The 17,896-nt window shown below is 67.4% G+C and carries 16 protein-coding genes and 1 riboswitch; of the genes, 4 read left to right on the top strand and 12 right to left on the bottom strand.

Features of this window, described 5'->3' with window-relative positions; all coding sequences use genetic code 11:
• Window positions 1-23: 23 nt before the first annotated feature.
• Window positions 24-1,907 (bottom strand): phosphomethylpyrimidine synthase ThiC, encoded by a 1,884-nt coding sequence (thiC, locus tag ABL844_RS28470; RefSeq protein ID WP_418129741.1) that lies wholly within the window; start codon window positions 1,905-1,907, stop codon window positions 24-26.
• Window positions 1,908-1,996: 89 nt separating this feature from the next.
• A riboswitch (TPP riboswitch) is annotated at window positions 1,997-2,102 on the bottom strand.
• 41 nt (window positions 2,103-2,143) lie between these two features.
• Complete coding sequence (locus ABL844_RS28465; protein WP_418118069.1) at window positions 2,144-2,563, bottom strand: YchJ family protein; 420 nt, start codon at window positions 2,561-2,563, stop codon at window positions 2,144-2,146.
• 188 nt (window positions 2,564-2,751) lie between these two features.
• Here ABL844_RS28465 and ABL844_RS28460 point away from each other — a divergent pair, with 188 nt between their 5' ends.
• Window positions 2,752-3,492 carry a response regulator transcription factor gene (locus tag ABL844_RS28460; protein WP_418129740.1) on the top strand — a complete coding sequence of 247 codons (741 nt, stop codon included), beginning with the start codon at window positions 2,752-2,754 and terminating at the stop codon, window positions 3,490-3,492.
• A 13-nt stretch (window positions 3,493-3,505) separates the two neighbouring features.
• Here ABL844_RS28460 and iaaH read toward each other — a convergent pair whose 3' ends face one another.
• The 10 genes from iaaH to ABL844_RS28410 form a co-directional block, all read right to left on the bottom strand.
• Window positions 3,506-5,026: an indoleacetamide hydrolase gene (gene iaaH / locus ABL844_RS28455; RefSeq protein ID WP_418129739.1), complete on the bottom strand. Its 1,521-nt coding sequence runs from the start codon at window positions 5,024-5,026 to the stop codon at window positions 3,506-3,508.
• A 98-nt stretch (window positions 5,027-5,124) separates the two neighbouring features.
• The gene (locus tag ABL844_RS28450; protein ID WP_418129738.1) at window positions 5,125-5,964 is read right to left on the bottom strand and encodes a metallophosphoesterase; all 840 of its coding nucleotides are present in this window, start codon (window positions 5,962-5,964) and stop codon (window positions 5,125-5,127) included.
• Window position 5,965: 1 nt separating this feature from the next.
• Complete coding sequence (locus ABL844_RS28445; RefSeq protein ID WP_126023769.1) at window positions 5,966-7,096, bottom strand: acyl-CoA dehydrogenase family protein; 1,131 nt, start codon at window positions 7,094-7,096, stop codon at window positions 5,966-5,968.
• Window positions 7,097-7,127: 31 nt separating this feature from the next.
• On the bottom strand, window positions 7,128-8,378 hold the full coding sequence (locus ABL844_RS28440) for a glutamate carboxypeptidase (protein ID WP_418129737.1): 1,251 nt from the start codon (window positions 8,376-8,378) through the stop codon (window positions 7,128-7,130).
• A gap of 71 nt (window positions 8,379-8,449) precedes the next feature.
• Window positions 8,450-9,331: a hypothetical protein gene (locus ABL844_RS28435; RefSeq protein WP_418129736.1), complete on the bottom strand. Its 882-nt coding sequence runs from the start codon at window positions 9,329-9,331 to the stop codon at window positions 8,450-8,452.
• Window positions 9,332-9,955 (bottom strand): hypothetical protein, encoded by a 624-nt coding sequence (locus ABL844_RS28430; protein ID WP_418129735.1) that lies wholly within the window; start codon window positions 9,953-9,955, stop codon window positions 9,332-9,334. It lies immediately after the preceding gene.
• 158 nt (window positions 9,956-10,113) lie between these two features.
• Complete coding sequence (locus tag ABL844_RS28425) at window positions 10,114-11,298, bottom strand: acetyl-CoA C-acyltransferase (protein ID WP_418129734.1); 1,185 nt, start codon at window positions 11,296-11,298, stop codon at window positions 10,114-10,116.
• Between the two features lie 50 nt (window positions 11,299-11,348).
• Window positions 11,349-13,169 carry a bifunctional isocitrate dehydrogenase kinase/phosphatase gene (aceK, locus tag ABL844_RS28420; protein WP_418118059.1) on the bottom strand — a complete coding sequence of 607 codons (1,821 nt, stop codon included), beginning with the start codon at window positions 13,167-13,169 and terminating at the stop codon, window positions 11,349-11,351.
• 43 nt (window positions 13,170-13,212) lie between these two features.
• Complete coding sequence (gene can, locus ABL844_RS28415) at window positions 13,213-13,944, bottom strand: carbonate dehydratase (RefSeq protein ID WP_369660687.1); 732 nt, start codon at window positions 13,942-13,944, stop codon at window positions 13,213-13,215.
• 27 nt (window positions 13,945-13,971) lie between these two features.
• Window positions 13,972-14,406, bottom strand: coding sequence for a MerR family transcriptional regulator (locus ABL844_RS28410; RefSeq protein ID WP_126023764.1), 435 nt, complete (start codon window positions 14,404-14,406; stop codon window positions 13,972-13,974).
• A 120-nt stretch (window positions 14,407-14,526) separates the two neighbouring features.
• Between ABL844_RS28410 and ABL844_RS28405 the strand changes: the two genes are divergently transcribed.
• Genes ABL844_RS28405 through ABL844_RS28395 form a run of 3 tightly spaced genes read left to right on the top strand, consistent with a single transcriptional unit; the run spans window position 14,527 to window position 17,825 of the window.
• On the top strand, window positions 14,527-15,588 hold the full coding sequence (locus ABL844_RS28405) for an MBL fold metallo-hydrolase (RefSeq protein WP_418129733.1): 1,062 nt from the start codon (window positions 14,527-14,529) through the stop codon (window positions 15,586-15,588).
• Between the two features lie 9 nt (window positions 15,589-15,597).
• Entirely contained in the window at window positions 15,598-16,908 is a 1,311-nt protein-coding gene (locus tag ABL844_RS28400; protein ID WP_418129732.1) for a leucine-rich repeat-containing protein kinase family protein, read from the top strand.
• Entirely contained in the window at window positions 16,905-17,825 is a 921-nt protein-coding gene (locus ABL844_RS28395) for a pseudouridine synthase (protein ID WP_126023761.1), read from the top strand. Before ABL844_RS28400 ends, ABL844_RS28395 begins: the two co-directional genes overlap by 4 nt.
• The last annotated feature ends 71 nt before the right edge of the window (window positions 17,826-17,896 follow it).

Here is a 17,896-nt window from a genome sequence, read left to right as displayed (position 1 = left end):
GCCCCGGCCCCGGGGTCAACGTTTCAGGACACGGCCTTGATGGGGATGTACATCTCACCCCCGCCCGCCATGAACTCCTTCGACTTCTCCTCCATGCCCTCGCTCATGGCCTGATCCTCGGCCACGCCCTTCTTCGCGGCGTACTCGCGCACTTCCTGCGTGATCTTCATCGAGCAGAACTTGGGGCCGCACATCGAGCAGAAGTGCGCCACCTTGCTCGAATCCTTGGGCAGCGTCTCGTCGTGGAATTCGCGCGCCGTGTCGGGGTCGAGGCCGAGGTTGAACTGGTCCTGCCACCGGAACTCGAAGCGCGCCTTGCTCAGCGCGTCGTCGCGCGAGCGCGCGCCCGGGTGCCCCTTTGCCACGTCCGCGGCGTGCGCGGCGATCTTGTAGGCGATGATCCCCTGCTTAACGTCGTCGCGGTCGGGCAGGCCCAGGTGCTCCTTCGGCGTCACGTAGCACAGCATCGCGGTGCCGGCCCAGCCGATCATGGCCGCGCCGATCGCGCTGGCGATGTGGTCGTAGCCCGGCGCGATGTCGATGGTCAGCGGGCCCAGCGTGTAGAAGGGCGCCTCGTGGCAGTGCCTGAGCTGCTCGTCCATGTTCGACTGGATCATGTGCATGGGCACATGGCCCGGGCCTTCGATCATGGTCTGCACGTCGTGCTTCCAGGCGATCTGCGTGAGCTCGCCCAGCGTGCGCAGTTCGGCGAACTGGGCCTCGTCGTTGGCGTCGGCGCCCGAGCCGGGGCGCAGGCCGTCGCCGAGCGAGAAGCTCACGTCGTAGGCCTTCATGATGTCGCAGATGTCCTCGAAGTGCGTGTAGAGGAAGCTCTCCTTGTGATGCGCGATGCACCACTTGGCCATGATCGAGCCGCCGCGCGACACGATGCCCGTCATGCGGTTGGCCGTCAGGTGGATGAAGGGCAGGCGCAGGCCGGCGTGGATGGTGAAGTAATCGACGCCCTGTTCCGCCTGCTCGATGAGCGTGTCGCGGTAGATCTCCCAGGTCAGGTCCTCGGCCACGCCGCCCACCTTCTCGAGCGCCTGGTAGATGGGCACGGTGCCGATCGGCACGGGGCTGTTGCGCACGATCCAGTCGCGCGTGGTGTGGATGTTCTTGCCGGTGGAAAGATCCATCACGTTGTCCGCGCCCCAGCGGATGGCCCACACCAGCTTCTCCACCTCTTCCTCGATGCTCGAGGTGACGGCCGAATTGCCGATGTTCGCGTTGATCTTCACCTTGAAGTTGCGGCCGATGGCCATCGGCTCGACCTCGGGATGGTTGATGTTCGCGGGAATGATCGCGCGGCCGCGCGCCACCTCGTCGCGCACGAACTCGGGCGTGATGATGCGCGGAATGCTCGCGCCCAACGGGTTGCCCGCCACGCGCTTCGCGCGCTCCTCGTTGGCGAGGTACTCGGCCATCCACTCGCGCTTGCCGTTCTCGCGCAGGGCGACGTATTCCATCTCGGGCGTGACGATGCCGCGGCGTGCGTAGTGCATCTGCGTGACATTGCCGCCCGACTTCGCGCGGCGTGGCGTGCGCTGCAGCGCCGAGGCACCGGCGCGCAGTTCGGCCAGGCGCTGGGCGTCGCGGTCTTCGTTCTTGGCGCCGTCGTCCAGCGCATGGTGCACGCGGCCTTCGTAGCTCTCGGTGTCGCCGCGTTCGGCGATCCACGCGCCGCGCACGTCGGGCAGGCCCCGGCGCACGTCGATCTCGACCTTCGGGTCGGTGTACGGGCCGGAGGTGTCGTAGAGCGACACGGTCTCGCCGTTGGTCAGCTGCACGTCGCGCACGGGCACGAACAGGTCGGGCCGGCTGCCCGGAATCACGCACTTGTGCGACGCGGGAAAGGGCTCGCGCGTCAGCGAAAGCAGCGAGGTGAACTTGTCGGGGGCATTCATCGGAGGCACTCCTTGTTGAGGAAAGGGTGCTCCGCAATCGCTCGGTGGTCTTCGGCAGAAGCCCGTCACGGGAAGGTGGACGGACCGAAGTCAGGGAGTGCAGCTCTTCTTACGCCGGTATGACCCGGATCAAGTTCGCGGGTCGGCAGCTTTGCCATCTCAGCACGCCACATGCGTGCACCCCGGAGCGGGGCCGATTGTGCGAGCCTCGGCCCGGCGCGTCAACCCGCGGGTTGTTACCGCAGGTCGCCGTCGAGGTAGTACCAGCGCCCGTCCTCGCGCACGAAGCGGCTGCGCTCGTGCAGGCGCGTGGCGGCGCCGGAGGGGCCGCGCTGGCGCGCGACGAACTCGACCTCGGCGTGGTCCGCATCGAGCACCGACCGGGCGCGGACGTCCAGCCCGAGCCATTTGACGCCCGGCTCGAACTCGATGGAGGCCGGGCGCTTCGAGGGATGCCAGGTGGCGAGCAGGTACTCGCCGCGCTCCAGCACGAAGGCCGAATAGCGCGAGCGCATCAGCGATTCGGCATCGGGCGCGGGCGTGCCGTCGAAATCGTCGAGATAGCGGCCGCAGCATTGGGCATGGGCGACGGGCTTGTCGCGGCGGTCGGTTCGGCCGCAGGGGCAAGGCCCGGAGAAAGGGACGGAGGCACTCATGAAGACTGCTATTGGAACACCCCGCGGCCCAGCCTCCGACAGGGCAAGCCCGGAGCCGGTGAAGGCCGCTAGCGGCGGATGGGCTCCTGCAGCGCCTGCGCACCGGCCGGCCCGGTCCCCGGGCATCCACCCTTGGCGCGGCGCTTGCTAAACGATAGCGTTGCCCTAGCCCGTCGAGAAAGCCCGCGATGTACCTCACAGCCCCCGAACAGCAGGCCCTGCGCGGCGTCTTCGCGCTGCTGGCCGAGGACGACCGTGGCGAGCACGAGATCCGCGAGCGCCTCGGTAGGGCTCTGCTCGACCTGCTGCACGCCGACCAGTTCGCCTCCTTCGTTTGGAACGCGGCGGGCAACAGCTTCGGCTCGCGCGTGGCGATCCACATGGACCCGGCGAACCTCGACACCTACGCGCAGTGGCACCAGCACCACGACCCGATCACCTTCGTGCTGCAGTCGCGCCGCCGTGCCACGCGTGTGACCGAGGTGATGCCGCAGCGCGAGCTGATGCGCACGCCCTTCTTCAACGACTTCCTCGCGCGCGACGGCCTGCACTGGGGCATGAACCTGCACGCCTTCGAGGGCGACCGGGCACTGGGCGACCTGCGCATCTGGCGCCGCAAGGGGCGCGGCGATTTCGGCGATCACGAGAAGGCGCTGCTGGACCTGATCGAGCCGGCGTTCATCGGTGCCTTACAGCGGGCGCAGCGTGCCGCCGCTGCCGCCATGCCTTCATCGCATGCACCTGCCTCCTCCGATGCGCTGCTGAGTGCGCGCGAGCAGGAGGTGGCCCGCTGCGTACGCGAAGGGCTCACCGACAAGGAGATCGCGCGGCGCATGGCGGTGAGCGTGCCCACCGTGCGCACCTACCTGCGCCGCATCTTCGACAAGCTGGGCATCGAGCGCCGCTCGGCGCTGGCGGCCTTGCGCTGACACCCGCAGCCGGTCACTTCGGCGCGGGCAGCCGTCCCAGCACCTTCTCCACCGCGAGGCCCACGGCCAGCAGCCTGCGGTCGCTGCCGGCGGGGCCGTCGAGCTCCAGGCCCACGGGCAGGCCCGTCGTCGCGCCGATGCCCGAAGGCAGCTGGATGCCGGGGATGCCGGCGTTGCTGCCAGGGTCGGTGTTCTGGATCAGCGCGCCGAAGTTCTCGGGGCTGCTGGCCTCGGGCGCGGCCGCCAGCGCCACGCGCGGCACCGTCGGGAACACCAGCGCGTCGAGCCTGTTCTTCGTGAAGGTGTCGCGATACAGCTTCTGCAGCGCGGGGCGCGCGACGCGCATCGCGTTGTCGTAGACCGGCTTCGCATCCACCACGCCGCTGGGCGCCGGCAGCTTGCGCGGGATGACGAAGGCTTCGAAGGTGCCCTTGACGTCGGGGCTCGCGATGCCGGCCGTGAGCTGCGCGATGTCGATGCCGGTGCGGTATGTCGCGAGATAGGCCGCCATGTCGTCGTTCGCCTCGTAGAGCGCGAGCGGGAAGCCGACGGCGCCGTTGAGCTCCATGAGCTTCGGCATCTCGACGTTCACCAGCGTGACGCCGGCAGCGCGCAGCTTTTCGAGCGCGGCATCGGTGGCCGCGCGCGTGTCGGCATCGAGATTCGCCTGGAAGGCCGGCACCACGCCGAGGCGCACGCGCTTGAGGTTCGCGGGCTTCGGCGGTGCGCCGCCGGCGATGACGCTGTCGAGCAGCGCCACGTCGGCCATCGACTGTGCCATCGGCCCGGCGGTGTCGCGCGTATGCGAGATCGGCGCGATGCCCTGCTGCGGATAGCGGCCCACCGACGGGCGCAGCGAGGCGCAGCCGTTGAATGCGCAGGGAATGCGCACCGAGCCGCCCGTGTCGGTGCCCAGCGCGGCGGGCACCATGCGTGCGCCGAGTGCCGAGCCGTTGCCCGACGACGATCCGCCCGCGATGCGGCTGGCGTCGTAGGCATTGCGCACGCCCACCTCGGCGCCGGTCTGGAAGGCGGGGTTGTAGCCGGTGACGCCGAAGGCCAGCTCGTGCATGTTGGTCTTGCCGAGCACGACGGCGCCGGCCGCGCGCAGCCTGGCCACCACCGGCGCATCGGCGGCAGGCACGAAGCCCTTGAGCGCCGGTGTGCCGGCTGTGGCGGGCAGGCCCTGCACCTGGATGTTGTCCTTGATGGCCACCGGAAGCCCCGCCAGCGGCTTGCAGGCACCGCCGCGCTTGCGCTGCGCATCGGCGGCGCGCGCCTGCTTCAGCGCACCGGCTTCGTCGAGGGTGATGAACGCGTTGAGGTTCGATTTCGCCTTGGCCTGCGCGATGTAGGCGGCCGTCAGCTGCTCGCTGGTGACGGTGCCTGCGCACAGCTGCCGCACGGCTTCTGTTGCAGTCAGCGTCGCGATGTCGGGCGTCGCCGGCTGGGCCTGGGCGGAGAGGGCGAGAGCGACGGCGGACGGCACAAGGGCCAGCCGAGCGGCAAGGGAAATGGATTTCTGAACGGTCATGGCAAGGGCCTCCGGGAAAGAGGCGGCCATGGTGCGCCGGCGCGCGGCACCTGTCTGTCATCCAAACCGATGACAGGCGGCAGAGGCGGCCCGCAGCTCTACCGGAACATCACCCACTCGGGCCGCATGTTGAAGCGCACCGGCAGGATGCTGACGCCCAGCCCGCTGGTGACGTACATGCGCCTGTGCTTGTGCGTGATCCAGCCGTAGGCCCACTCGCGCGGGGCGGCGCCCGGCACGATCAGCGCGCCATAACCCGGTACGCTCACCTGCCCGCCGTGTGTGTGCGAGGCCACCACCAGCCCGCGCGTGCGCGGCATGGTCGCGAAGCTGAAGGGGTCGTGCATCATGACCAGCGTCGCCGCATCGGCGGGGATGCCGGCCAGCGCGCGCATCGGATCCGAATGGCCGGTCGAATGGTCTCCGATGCCGGCCACCCAGATGTCGTGGCCGGGCAGGCGCGCCGAGGTGTTCTCCAGTACGCGGATGCCCTGTGCGGCGAGTGCCTTTGCCGTGCGCTCGCCGCCGTGCCACCAGTCGTGGTTGCCCAACACCGCGTACACACCCTGCGGCGCCTTCAGCTTGCCGAGCACGGCGGCCATATCTTCGATGGGCAGGGGCTCGTCGTCCTCGCCGGTGCCCGCGAGGAAGTCACCGGGCAGCAGCACCACGTCGGGCTGCGCGGCGTTGATCTCGTCGATGATGCGCGCGGCGCGCTCCACGCTGGTGATGCGCCATGCAGAGCGGGATGTGAGATGCCAGTCGCCAGCTACCGCGACCTTCAGGCCGGCGGGCGCCTGCCATTGCGCCGAGCTCAGGGGCTCGACGCGCGCGGCCACCCAGCGCGGCTCGATGGCGAAGCTCCAGACCGCCAGCGCCGCGAGCACGAATGCCGCGGCGTACCACCAGCCCGGGCGTCGCCCTCGGTGCTCGCTCACGTCACGCCAACGCGCGCTGGATCAGCAGCTTCTGGATGTCCGAAGTGCCTTCGTAGATCTGGCACACGCGCACGTCGCGGTAGATGCGCTCCAGCGGAAAGTCGTTCACGTAGCCGTAGCCGCCCAGCGTCTGGATGGCGGCGCTGCACACGCGCTCGGCCATCTCGCTTGCGAACAGCTTGGCCATGGCGGCCTCTTTCAGGCAGGGCAGGCCGGCGTCGCGCAGGCTGGCCGCGTGCCAGATCAGCTGGCGCGCGGCCTCGATCTGCGTCGCGCATTCAGCGAGGCGGAAGCCCACGGCCTGCTGGTCGAAGATGGAGCCGCCGAAGGCCTGGCGCTCCTTGGCGTAGGCCAGCGCGGCGTCGAAGGCGCTGCGCGCCATGCCCACGCTCTGCGCGGCGATGCCGATGCGCCCGCCTTCCAGCGCTCCGAGAGCGATCTTGTAGCCCTCGCCCTCCGCGCCGATCAGGTTCTCGCGCGGAATGCGGCAGCCGTCGAAGTTGATCTGCGCGGTGTCGCTGCTGTGCTGGCCGAGCTTGTCTTCCAGCCGCGCGACGTTGTAGCCCGGCGTGTCGGTGGGCACGATGAACGCGCTCATGCCGCGCTTGCCAGCGCCCTTGTCGGTCACCGCGATGACGATGGCGACCTGCCCGTTCTTGCCGCTGGTGATGAACTGCTTCACGCCGTCGATCACGTAGCCGTCGCCGTCCTTGCGCGCGGTGGTGCGCAGGCTCGACGCATCGCTGCCGGCCTGCGGCTCGGTGAGGCAGAAGGCGCCGAGCATCCGGCCCTGCGCCAGCGGCTCGAGCCACTGCTTCTTCTGCTGCGCGTTGCCGTAGCGCATGAGGATGGCGTTGACGGGGCAGTTGGTCACGCTGATGGCAGTGCTGGTGCCGCCGTCGCCGGCGGCGATTTCCTCCAACACCAGCGCGAGCGTGAGGTAGTCGAGGCCCGCGCCACCATGCTCCTCGGGCACGCAGATACCGTAGGCGCCCAGCGCCGCGAGGCCCTGGTGCGCTTCCTTGGGAAAACTGTGCTCTCGGTCCCACTTCGCGGCGTTGGGCCAGAGTTCGGCTTGCGAGAAGTCGCGCACCGCGTCGCGGATGGCTTCCTGGTCGGCGCTGAGCAGCATGGCGTTGTCTCCTGTCTTTTCTTTTCGTGCCTTACTTGCCTGCGCCCAGGTCCATGATGAGGCGGGCGGCCATGTACAGCCGGCGCGGGATGGCGCTGATGTCCACGTACTCGGCCTTGTCGCTGTGGTAGCCGAAGCCCGGCAGGCCCAGGCTTTCGATCACGGGCTTGCCCGAGAGCGCCGCATAGGCAGCGTCGGTGCCGCCGCCGGTGCGCTCTTCAACGCCCAGCGTGCCACCGGCTTCCTTGTAGTAGGCCACCGCCTTGTCGACCAGCTTCTTGCCGCCTTCGCCCGCGTTGAAGGCCGGACGGCCGCGCGTGACGATCACCTTGACGTCGGCCTCGGGCAGCTTCTTCTGCTGCGCGCGCTCTTCCAGCGTCTTCATGGCGGCGTCGAAGTCCTCGTTGCGCGCATAGCGCACGTCCGCGTTCAGCGTGGCGCTGGCAGGGATGATGTTCGAGACGTTGCCGGCCTTGGCGATGGTCCAGTTGAAACGCAGGTTCTTCGACTTGTCGTCGATGTTCATCGTGCGCAGCACCAGGTCGGACGCCTCGACCAGCGCGTTCACGCCCAGCTCCGGCGCGGCACCCGCGTGCGAGGCCTTGCCGGTGATGTTGACCTGCACGTAGGCGATGCCCGAGGTGCCGAGCGAGAGCTTCTCGTCGCCGGCGCTGGTGGGCTCGAAGGAGAGCACGTAGTCGGCCAGCTTGGCTTCTTCCTGGATCAGGTCGCGCGAGCCGAAGGAGCCTTTTTCCTCGTCGGTGTTGAACAGCACGGTGATGGTGCCGTAGTCGCGCACGCCGTAGTCCTTCAGCAGCTTGAGCGTGTGCAGGATGACCGCGTTGCCGCCCTTGTCGTCGGCGATGCCGGGGCCGTAGGCCTTGTCGCCCTCGACGCGGAAGGGCGCCTTCGCGAGGATGCCCTTCAGGTAGACGGTGTCCATGTGCGACATCAGCAGCAGGTTCTTGCCGCCGCGGCCCTTGATCTTGCCGACGATGTTGTCGCCCACCACGAGGCCGGCCGACTTGCTGCGCGTGACGGTGAAGCCCAGGTTCTTGAGCTCGGCTTCGAGGTAGTTGCCCGCGGCGGCGATGCCTTCGGCGTCACCGGTGCCGGTCTCGATGTTGACGAGCTTCTCCAGCGTCTTGATCACCGCAGGCTGCTCGTCGGTGGCGGCCTGGAACAGCACGTTGTCGCGCTTCTGGGCCAGGGCGGCAGCGGGTGCCAGGAACGCGAGGGCAACCAGTGCGGCGACGGTGTTGCGGGGGAGGGCCGAGTACATGAACGAAGTCTCCAGGCAGATTTGAAAGCGAAACTCTGATTCTAGGCATCGCCCCCGCCGCCGGGGCTGTCTCAGCCTGAGCCCATATCGACGCATGCCTGCAGCGAAAGGTGCGTGCTCTCCAACTGGTCCGCCAGCGCCTTCAGCCGGTCGGACTCGAGGCGTTGCGCCTCGACGCGGATCAGCCTGAGCATCTTCTGCGATCCGTCGGCCAGGCGGGACTGTCCTTCGATCGACAGCCAGCAGTACAGCCTCGTGAGATCGGCCGGCTCGGTCGACCAGCGCTGCTGGAAATAGGCCACCAACCCGTCGACGTCATGGGCGTATCCGGTTCGCCGGGCAGCGAATTCCAGGGACAGGCCTCGGTCCGTGTCCCTGTCCATTCCGTCGATGCCGAGGAGCAGTCGACGCCCCAACTGCAACCGGCATTCCGCGTGACCGCGTTCCGCGCCCTGCAGCAGCCACTTTCTGGCGATCTCCGCATGCTCGCCGGACACGCGCGCTTTATTGACCTGGGCGACCAGCGCGGTCATCAGGCACATCGCGCCGGTGTCTCCCTGCTCCGCGAGCGCCTGCAGCCGCCGCATCGGCTTTTCCAGCGGATAGACATACCCGCCATCGGGCTCGAGCACCTGCAAGGCGATGTGCGCCAGTTCGAACCCTTCGCCCGCGAGTTGCCGCCATCGCCTTTCCCGGTGGACGGTGCCGCTCTCCGTCGGGTAGCGTCGGCTGAGGCGATTCCACTGGGACAGCTCGCTGAACAGTTCGCGCTCGTAGGCCGCGCGATTTTCGGCACTCAGCAGCCTGCCGCGCCGCTCGTCGAAGGAGCGCAGGTCGTTGCGGGGAAAGTATTCGCGCACCGATTCGTACAGCAACAGGGCCGACGCGGCGAAGAAGATCGTCCCCGCGAGCACGGCCGGCCATTGCGGCGGGCGACGGTCGTCGCGCGCCATTCAGCGGACCGCCACGACGACTTCGACATCCGCGGGGCAGGACCGGCTGGGCTCCCGCCATCCGATGAGGGTCCGCTCGCTCGCGTCGCGCGTCAGCTCGTAGCCGTGGTCATAGACGCCGGCTTCGCCCGGCACCGCCAGCCGGGTCTGGACCCGGCGGCCAATCAGGCGCTGTGCGCGGGCGGAATCTGTGTCGCAGAACCGGTGCCCAGCTATTTGAAGCTGGAGCCTGCAGACGGTGCTGGCGCCGGACTGGAATTTTGAATAATTTCCGGCGATAGTTTGATCGGGGGCATTGACGGTGGCCGCGGAATTGAACGTAGCGTTGCCGGAGGCTCCCGCCTTGTCAATCCGAATGGAGAGATATCTTTCGATATTTTCGGGATTGCACAGGACTGATTTGCCTTCGCGCCCCAAAGCCGCCAGTTTCAGGAGCAGATCGTCGGGGTTGGCAGTGACGAATTCGGCAGGTGACTTCTGCAGTGCCAGGAATGCAACCACAAGCACCGCAAACACGGCTAGTGCCGGAAACTTCAGGATGTCGAGCAATCCCCGGAACAGCTCCTCCGTGATCGCCCAATGGCCCGAGTTCAATGCGCAACCGGCTCCTCTCTGCTTATTCATTTTCTTTCCTGATTTCCATCCGGCGCGAGCCCTCTCAGGTCGCAGCGATCATCGGCGCGCGGATGGTATCAGAGAAAATTAAGCAAAAAGAAGAAGTTGCGCTATTTCGGAATTAGACGGTAATTGTCAATTAATTTCGAATTTTGACCAATATTGACTTAAACCAATTCGAGTGCCACGGCCGTGCCTTCGCCGCCGCCGATGCACAGCGTCGCCACGCCGCGCGTCTTGCCGCGCGCCTTCAGCGCGTGGATCAGCGTGACCATGATGCGCGCTCCGCTGGCACCGATCGGGTGGCCCAGCGCGCAGGCGCCGCCGTGCACGTTGACGATGTCGTGCGAAACGTCGAGTTCGTGCATCAGCGCCATCGGCACCACGGCGAAGGCTTCGTTCACTTCCCAGAGGTCGACGTCGCGCGCCTTCCAGCCGGTCTTGGCGAAGAGCTTCTGCACGGCGCCGACCGGCGCAGTGGAGAACCACTCGGGCTGCTGCGCGTGCGTGGCATGGCCGACGATGCGGGCGATGGGCTTCGCGCCGATCTTCTTCGCGTGCGACTCGGTCATCATCACCAGCGCGGCCGCACCGTCGTTGATCGAGGAGCTCGATGCGGCGGTGATGGTGCCGCCGTCCTTCTTGAACGCGGGCTTGAGCGTGGGGATTTTGTCGAGCTTGACCTTGCCCGGGCCCTCGTCGACCGAGATCACGGTCTCGCCGCCGCGGCCCTTCACGGTGACGGGCGCGATCTCGTCCTTGAAGAGGCCGGTGTCGGTGGCCTTCTTGGCGCGCTCGACGCTGGCGATGGCGAAGGCGTCCTGCTGCTCGCGCGTGAACTTGTACTTGGCGGCGCAGTCCTCGCCGAAGGTGCCCATGGAGCGGCCCGGCTGGTAGGCGTCTTCGAGGCCGTCGAGCATCATGTGATCGAAGATGCGGTCGTGGCCCATGCGGTAGCCGCCGCGGCCCTTGAGCATGAGGTAGGGCGCGTTGGTCATGCTTTCCATGCCGCCTGCCACCATCACCTCGTGCGTGCCCGCCAGCAGCAGGTCGTGCGCGAGCATCGCGGCCTTCATGGCCGAGCCGCACATCTTGCTGAGCGTGACGGCGCCCGCGCTGTCGGGCAGGCCGCCCTTGTAGGCCGCCTGGCGCGCCGGGGCCTGGCCCTGGCCGGCCATCAGGCAGTTGCCGAACAGCACCTCGCCCACGCTGTCGGGCGCGATGCCCGCGCGCTCGACGGCGGCCTTGATGGCGACGCCGCCGAGGTCGTGCGCGGAAAGGGAGGCGAAATCGCCCTGGAAGCCGCCCATGGGGGTGCGGGCGGCGCCGACGATGACGATGGATTCGGACATGGAGGTCTCCTTCGGAAATGTGAAAGCGGAATCGGAAAAGAAACGAGAGGTCAGAAGTGCGTCGCGTGCCCCTCGTGCCTGAAGCGCTGCGACTCTTCGTAGGGGAACACGTCCAGCATCTGCCCGGCCTGGATGCGTTCCTTGTGGTGCTGCCAGAAGGCGGCGTCGAGCAGGTCGGCGTGGTGCGCCATGAAGGCCGCGCGCACGTCCTTGTTGCCCAGCAGGAAGGGTTCGAAGGTTTCGGGGAACACGTCCTTCGGGCCCACCGAATACCAGACCTCGCCGCTCATCTCGTCTTCCTCGTTGCGCGGCGTGGGTACCTTGCGGAACTGGCAGTCGGTGACGTACTCGATCTCGTCGTAGTCGTAGAACACGACCTTGCCGCCGCGCGTGACGCCGAAGTTCTTCCACAGCATGTCGCCGGGGAAGATGTTGGCGGCCACCATGTCCTTGATGGCGTTGCCGTATTCGACGACCGCATGTTCGAGCTGGTCCTTCGCGCGCTTCGCATGCGCCGGGCTCTCGGGGGCGGCCAGGGTGTCGAAGGCTTCCTGCAGGTAGATGTTCAGCGGGATCATGCGCCGCTCGATGTAGACGTGTTTCACCACGACTTCCATCTCCCCGTTGCCGTCGCGGTCGCCGATTTCCAGCTGGCTGGGCGCGAACCTGCGGATCTCCTCGATCAGCTCGGGCTCGAAGCGGTCGAGCGGAAAGCCCACGTCGCTGTATTCCAGCGTGTCGGCCATGCGGCCCACGCGGTCGTGCTGCTTCACGAGCATGTACTTGCCCTTGATCTGCTCGCGCGTGGTGTCCTTCTGCGGCGGATAGAAGTCCTTGATGACCTTGAACACGAACGGGAACGAAGGCAGGTCGAACACCAGCATCACCATGCCCTTGATGCCGGGCGCGATGCGGAAGCGGTCGCTCGAGTAGTTCAGGTGCGAAAGAAAGTCGCGATAGAAGAGCGTCTTGCCCTGCTTGGCCAGGCCCAGTGCGTTGTAGATCTCGGCGCGCGGCTTGCGCGGCATGAGCGAGCGCAGGAACTGCACCCAGGCGGAGGGCACCTCCATGTCGACCATGAAGTAGGCGCGCGCGAAGCTGAAGAGCATCTGCAGGTCGTCCTCGCCGAAGAGCGCCGCGTCGATGTAGAACCGGCCGTGGCTGTCGTGCAGTATGGGCAGCGAGAAGGGCAGCTCGGTGAAACCGTTCATGATCTTGCCGACCACGTACGCACCCTTGTTGCGGAAGAACAGGCCCGACAGCACCTGCAGCTGGAAGTTGGCGCGCAGCTTGACCTGGTTGAAGCGGCCCAGGATGACGTGCGCCACGCGCTCCGCGTCACGCCGCTTGCTGGCGAAGCTGCCGATCAGCGCGAAGTCGTCGAGCATCTGCTCGACGGTGTCGGCCAGCGTCTCGGGCTTGGGGTAGTAGGGGCGATAGGTGGGCGCGCCTCGCGGCTCGATGTACTCGGTGCTGATGGCCGGGCGCACGAAGATGAAGTCGTTCTGGAAGTACGCCCGATGCAGGATCTTCGTGGTCACCGAGTTGAAGAAGGTCTCGGCCAGCTCGGGCTGGTGATGGTCCACCAGCAGGCCGATGTAGTGCAGCTTGATCTGGTGCCACACGTCCATCGGCTGGTCGCCTGCCTTGAACTCTTTCTCGAGCCGGGCCACGGCCTCGCTCACGCGCAGGTCGTAGAACTCGATGCGCTCGCGCTGCGCGCGCTGCTGGCCATGCCAGTCGGCGGTCTCGAAGCGGTGCTTGGCGCGCGCCGACTCGGCCCTGAACAACCGGTAGTGCCGGTTGAAGCCGTCCATCATCGCCTTCGCGATGTCGTAGGCCAGCGGCGAGTCGAGGCGCTGCGGGAACATGGCGGCGCGAGACTGCGGATGAAAGGCTGCGAGCCGCCCGGTATCAGGCTGGCTCGGAGCCGCTGTTCGCGGCCTGGGCCCCGATCGAACGCACCACCTCGCCCGGCTTGCTCCACTTGTGGCGGATGCGCTGCACGGTGGCCTTGTAGGCGGCGTCCAGCGGCTGGGTGCCGTCCACGCTCAGGCCCAGGTCCTGCAGCAGGCCGTCGTGCACGCCGAAGGTCCAGCCGTGTATCTTGACCTTCTGGCCGCGGGCCCAGGCATCGACCATCACGGTGCTGACGGCCACGTTGACCACCTGCTCGGCCACGTTGAGTTCGCACAGCGCATCGACGCGGGCTTCCTCGTCGGGCAGGCTCTCCAGCATCACGTGGTGGCGGTCGCGCACGTCCTGGATGTGGCGGATCCAGTTGTCGGCCAGGCCGATGCGCGCGCCGCTCAAGGCGGCCTTCACGCCAGCGCAGCCGTAGTGGCCGACCACCATGATGTGCTCGACCTTCAGGTGCTCCACCGCGAACTGGATCGCCGAGAGCGCGTTGAGGTCCGAGTGCACCACGATGTTGGCCACGTTGCGGTGCACGAACACTTCACCCGGTTCCAGGCCGGTGATCTGGTTGGCGGGCACGCGGCTGTCGGAACAGCCGATCCACATGTAGCGCGGCGTCTGCTGCTTCACCAGGCCGGTGAAGAAGCCGGGCCGGTCGCGTTCCATCTGCGCGGACCAGGCGCGGTTGTGGGCGAAGAGGTCGTCGAGGTTGTCGGATTTTTCGGACATAGTCGGCTATTGTCGGTGAGAGGTGTATCAGGCCTTGGCTTCGGCCGGTTTCTGGGCCTTGCCGGCCTTCTGTGCCTTGGTTTTCTGCGCCTTGGCGAGTGTTGCCCGCCCCTTCTTCTCGTGCTCCTTCACTTCGGCGAGATTGGCCTGCAGTTCGGCCAGCTGCGCTTCGAGCTGGGCCCGGTGGGCACCCAGCACGCCGAGGAATCTTTCCAGCTGCGGGACGGTGTCGCGCGGGCTGTCGTACATGTCGAGGATGTCCTTGGCCTCCGTGAGGCTCAGGCCCAGGCGCTTGGCGCGCAGGGTGAGCGTGAGCCGGGCCCGGTCGCGCGAGCTGTAGATGCGCTGCAGGCCGGCGCGCTCGGGCGAGAGCAGGCCCATGTCCTCGTAGAAGCGGATGGCCCGCGTGGTGAGGTCGAACTCCTTCGCGAGCTGGCTGATGGTGAAGGTCTGCGCGGGCATGACGGCGGTGGCGGAAAAGTGCCTTGTTCGGGGGACGTTACGGGCGCGACAGCAGGTTTTCGCCGCGATCCCTACAATGGTGCCCTTGATTCATGACGTTTACGTAAACGTCAATCTTACATGAACCTCCTCGAACGCGAACTCCACTACCCCCTCGGCGACACGCTCCCCGAGCCCGGCCGGACCCTGGAAGTGGCGCCCGGCGTGCGCTGGATCCGCATGCGGCTGCCCTTCGCGCTCGACCACATCAACCTCTGGCTGCTTCGCGACAGCATCGACGGCGTCGAGGGCTGGACGGTGGCCGACTGCTGCATCGCCCGCGACGAGGCGCGCGCGCAATGGGAGCAGGTGTTCGAGACGCAGCTGCAGGGCATGCCAATCCTGCGCGTCATCGTCACCCACATGCACCCCGACCATATCGGCCTGGCCGACTGGCTGTGCAAGCGCTGGAACGCACCGCTGTGGATCAGTTCCACCGACTACCACGTGGCCCGCGTGCTCAGCACCGCCGGCGACACCCTGGCGGGCGGCGAACAGGCGGCGCGCTTCTTCGCCTCGCACGGCCTGACCGATCCCGAGTCGGTCGCCAAGATACGGGCGCGTACCAACTACTACGCGAACATGGTGCCCTCGGTGCCCGACAGCTTCGTGCGCATGCTCGACGGCGACATCGTCGACATCGGCGGCCACGCCTGGCGCTGCATCAGCGGCTATGGCCACGCGCCCGAGCACATTTCGCTGTACTGCGACGAGCTCAAGCTGCTGCTGGGCGGCGACATGATGCTGCCGCGCATCTCCACCAACGTGAGCGTGCACGCAGGCGAGCCCGAGGCGAACTCGCTGCGACTCTTTCTCGACAGCATCGAGAAATTCAAGTCGCTGCCTGCCGACACACTGGGGCTGCCTTCGCACGGCAAGCCGTTCCGGGGCATCCATCGCCGCGTCGAGCAGTTGCAGGAGCACCATCGCGACCGCCTGGCCGAGCTGCTCGAAGCCTGCACGGCGCGCGCGCTCACGGCCGCCGAGGGCCTGCCGATCCTGTTCAGGCGCGAGCTCGACCTGCACCAGATGACCTTCGCGATGGGCGAGACCGTGGCGCACCTGCACCTGCTGTGGTTCTCGGGCCAGGTGAAGCGCGAACTGGGCCAGGACGGTATCTACCGCTTCGGCCCCAAGGCTTAGACTCGGCCGATGGACACGCTGGCTCAGCTGCGCGCGGGCCGGCTGGCAGGCGCAACACGAATCGATCTCTCGTGCGGACTCACCGAGTTTCCGCGCGAGGTCTTCGACCTTGCCGATTCGCTGGAGGTGCTGAACCTGTCGGGCAACGCGCTCGAAACGCTGCCCGACGACCTGTACCGCCTTCGCAGGCTGCGCGTGCTGTTCTGCTCCGACAACCGCTTCACCACGCTGCCTGAATCCATCGGCCGCTGTAACGGCCTCGACATCGTCGGCTTCAAGGCCAACCGCATCCGCACCGTACCGGCCAATGCGCTGCCGCCTTCGCTGCGATGGCTGATCCTCACCGACAACGAAATCGAAGAGCTTCCCGATTCGCTTGGCGCATGCACGCGGATGCAGAAGCTGATGCTCGCAGGCAACCGCCTGCGCACGCTGCCTGATTCGATGGCGAGGTTCGAGCAGCTCGAACTGCTGCGCATCTCCGCCAACCGCTTCGAGACGCTGCCCGGGTGGCTGCCATCGCTGCCGCGCCTGTCGTGGCTCGCCTGCGCCGGCAATCCGTTCGACACCCAGGCCGAGGATGCGGCCATCGTGGCGCAGTCGGTGCCGCATGTCGACTGGAGCGAACTCACGCTGGGCGAAAAGCTTGGCGAGGGCGCATCGGGCGTGATCCATCGGGCAACCCTGGGTGCTGACTCACGGCCGGTGGCAGTCAAGCTCTTCAAGGGCGCGGTCACCAGCGACGGTTGGCCGCACAGCGAGATGGCCGCCAGCATCGCGGCCGGCGCACACCCCACGCTGATCGCCGCGCAGAGCCGCATCGACGGACACCCCGAAGGCACGGAGGGGCTCGTGATGGCGCTGGTCGATCCCGCGTTCGCTACGCTCGCCGGGCCGCCGAGCCTTGCGTCGTGCACACGCGACGTCTACGCCGAAGAGGCGAAGTGGACCGCCGGCGAGGCGATGCGCATCGCACGCGACATCGCCTCGGCCATGCAGCATCTGCATGCGCGCGGGATTCTTCACGGCGACCTCTACGCCCACAACATCCTGTGGCATGCGCAAGGCGGCGGCCGCCTGGGCGACTTCGGCGCCGCATGGCTCACCGGCGCGCTCGATGCGAGGCAGACACAGGCGTTCCAGGCGCTGGAGGTGCGCGCCTTCGGCTGCCTGCTGGAAGAACTTCTGGACCGCTGCATCGACGTGCCTGCGCCGGAGGCCGCAAGGCTGAAGGGCCGCTGCCTGCACCCCGACGCAGCAGCGCGCCCGACCTTCGCCGAAGCCCTGTCGATACTGCAGCAGCACGCCCTCCAGCCATGACCCGTCGCCGCCCTGCGCAGATGCCACTGCCCACGCGCGACGGCGTGGGCCCGAGCTGCATCGGCCTGCCTTACGGCGCCTGGCCGACCATCGCGGAGTTCCTGATCGAGCGCTTTCCCGTCATCACGCCCCAGGCCTGGATGGAGCGCATCGAGGCGGGAGACGTCGTCGACGAGCACGGCGTGCCCGTGACCGCCGCGCGCCGCTACCAGTCGCCGCTGCGCGTGTACTACTACCGCACGCTCGACGGCGAGGTGAGCATTCCTTTCGAGGAGGAGGTCGTCTTCCAGGACGACCAGCTGCTGGTCGTCGACAAGCCTCCCTTCGTGCCCGTGACGCCCAAGGGCAAGTACCTGAAGGAAAGCCTGCTGGTGCGCCTCAAGCGCAAGCTGGGGCTCGACGACCTCGTGCCGCTGCACCGCATCGACCGAAGCACCTCGGGGCTGGTGCTGTTCTCGGTGAAGCCCGCGACACGAGGCGTCTACCAGTCCCTGTTTCCGGAGCGCCGCATCGTCAAGCACTACGAGGCCGTGGTGCCGTGGCGGGAGGGCGTGTCGTCGGTGCCGGAGGTCTACCGCAGCCGCCTTGTGGACGACGACCATTTCATGCGCGTACGCGAGGAGCCCGGCGAGCCCAACTCCGAGACCCGCATCGAAGTGCTGAACGTGCAGGACGGCCTTGCGCTGCTGCGGCTGTCGCCCATTACCGGCCGCAAGCACCAGCTGCGCGTGCACTGCCTGGCGCTGGGCATGCCGATCGTGAACGATCCGATCTATCCCGTGCTGCTGCCCGAGGGCGCCGACGACTTCGCCCGGCCCATGCAGTTGCTCGCGCGTTCGCTCTCCTTCGTCGACCCGGTGACGGGGGCGCAACGCAGCTTCGGCAGCCGCCGCAGCCTGCTGCTGACACCGAGGTGACGCGCGCGCGGAGCGGCGCGCAATAAGCTCGGTTTCCTGAATCCGATCACTCTTTCAGGAGACATCCGCAC

Origin of the sequence: Variovorax sp. 278MFTsu5.1 (assembly GCF_048305045.1) — a bacterium.
GTDB lineage: Bacteria > Pseudomonadota > Gammaproteobacteria > Burkholderiales > Burkholderiaceae_C > Variovorax > Variovorax guangxiensis.
Note: the sequence above shows the minus strand (reverse complement) of the source record. Positions and strands in the feature narration are given on the sequence as shown.

Bases quoted from the DNA above. Each gene is read 5' to 3' on its own strand.
- ABL844_RS28410 (WP_126023764.1), bottom strand. From the start codon at position 14,406: ATGCCCGCGCAGACCTTCACCATCAGCCAGCTCGCGAAGGAGTTCGAC.
- ABL844_RS28400 (WP_418129732.1), top strand. From the start codon at position 15,598: ATGGACACGCTGGCTCAGCTGCGCGCGGGCCGGCTGGCAGGCGCAACA.
- ABL844_RS28405 (WP_418129733.1), top strand. From the start codon at position 14,527: ATGAACCTCCTCGAACGCGAACTCCACTACCCCCTCGGCGACACGCTC.
- can (WP_369660687.1), bottom strand. From the start codon at position 13,944: ATGTCCGAAAAATCCGACAACCTCGACGACCTCTTCGCCCACAACCGC.
- ABL844_RS28460 (WP_418129740.1), top strand. From the start codon at position 2,752: ATGTACCTCACAGCCCCCGAACAGCAGGCCCTGCGCGGCGTCTTCGCG.
- ABL844_RS28395 (WP_126023761.1), top strand. From the start codon at position 16,905: ATGACCCGTCGCCGCCCTGCGCAGATGCCACTGCCCACGCGCGACGGC.
- ABL844_RS28465 (WP_418118069.1), bottom strand. From the start codon at position 2,563: ATGAGTGCCTCCGTCCCTTTCTCCGGGCCTTGCCCCTGCGGCCGAACC.
- ABL844_RS28430 (WP_418129735.1), bottom strand. From the start codon at position 9,955: ATGAATAAGCAGAGAGGAGCCGGTTGCGCATTGAACTCGGGCCATTGG.
- ABL844_RS28445 (WP_126023769.1), bottom strand. From the start codon at position 7,096: ATGCTGCTCAGCGCCGACCAGGAAGCCATCCGCGACGCGGTGCGCGAC.
- thiC (WP_418129741.1), bottom strand. From the start codon at position 1,907: ATGAATGCCCCCGACAAGTTCACCTCGCTGCTTTCGCTGACGCGCGAG.
- ABL844_RS28425 (WP_418129734.1), bottom strand. From the start codon at position 11,298: ATGTCCGAATCCATCGTCATCGTCGGCGCCGCCCGCACCCCCATGGGC.
- iaaH (WP_418129739.1), bottom strand. From the start codon at position 5,026: ATGACCGTTCAGAAATCCATTTCCCTTGCCGCTCGGCTGGCCCTTGTG.
- ABL844_RS28440 (WP_418129737.1), bottom strand. From the start codon at position 8,378: ATGTACTCGGCCCTCCCCCGCAACACCGTCGCCGCACTGGTTGCCCTC.
- aceK (WP_418118059.1), bottom strand. From the start codon at position 13,169: ATGTTCCCGCAGCGCCTCGACTCGCCGCTGGCCTACGACATCGCGAAG.
- ABL844_RS28435 (WP_418129736.1), bottom strand. From the start codon at position 9,331: ATGGCGCGCGACGACCGTCGCCCGCCGCAATGGCCGGCCGTGCTCGCG.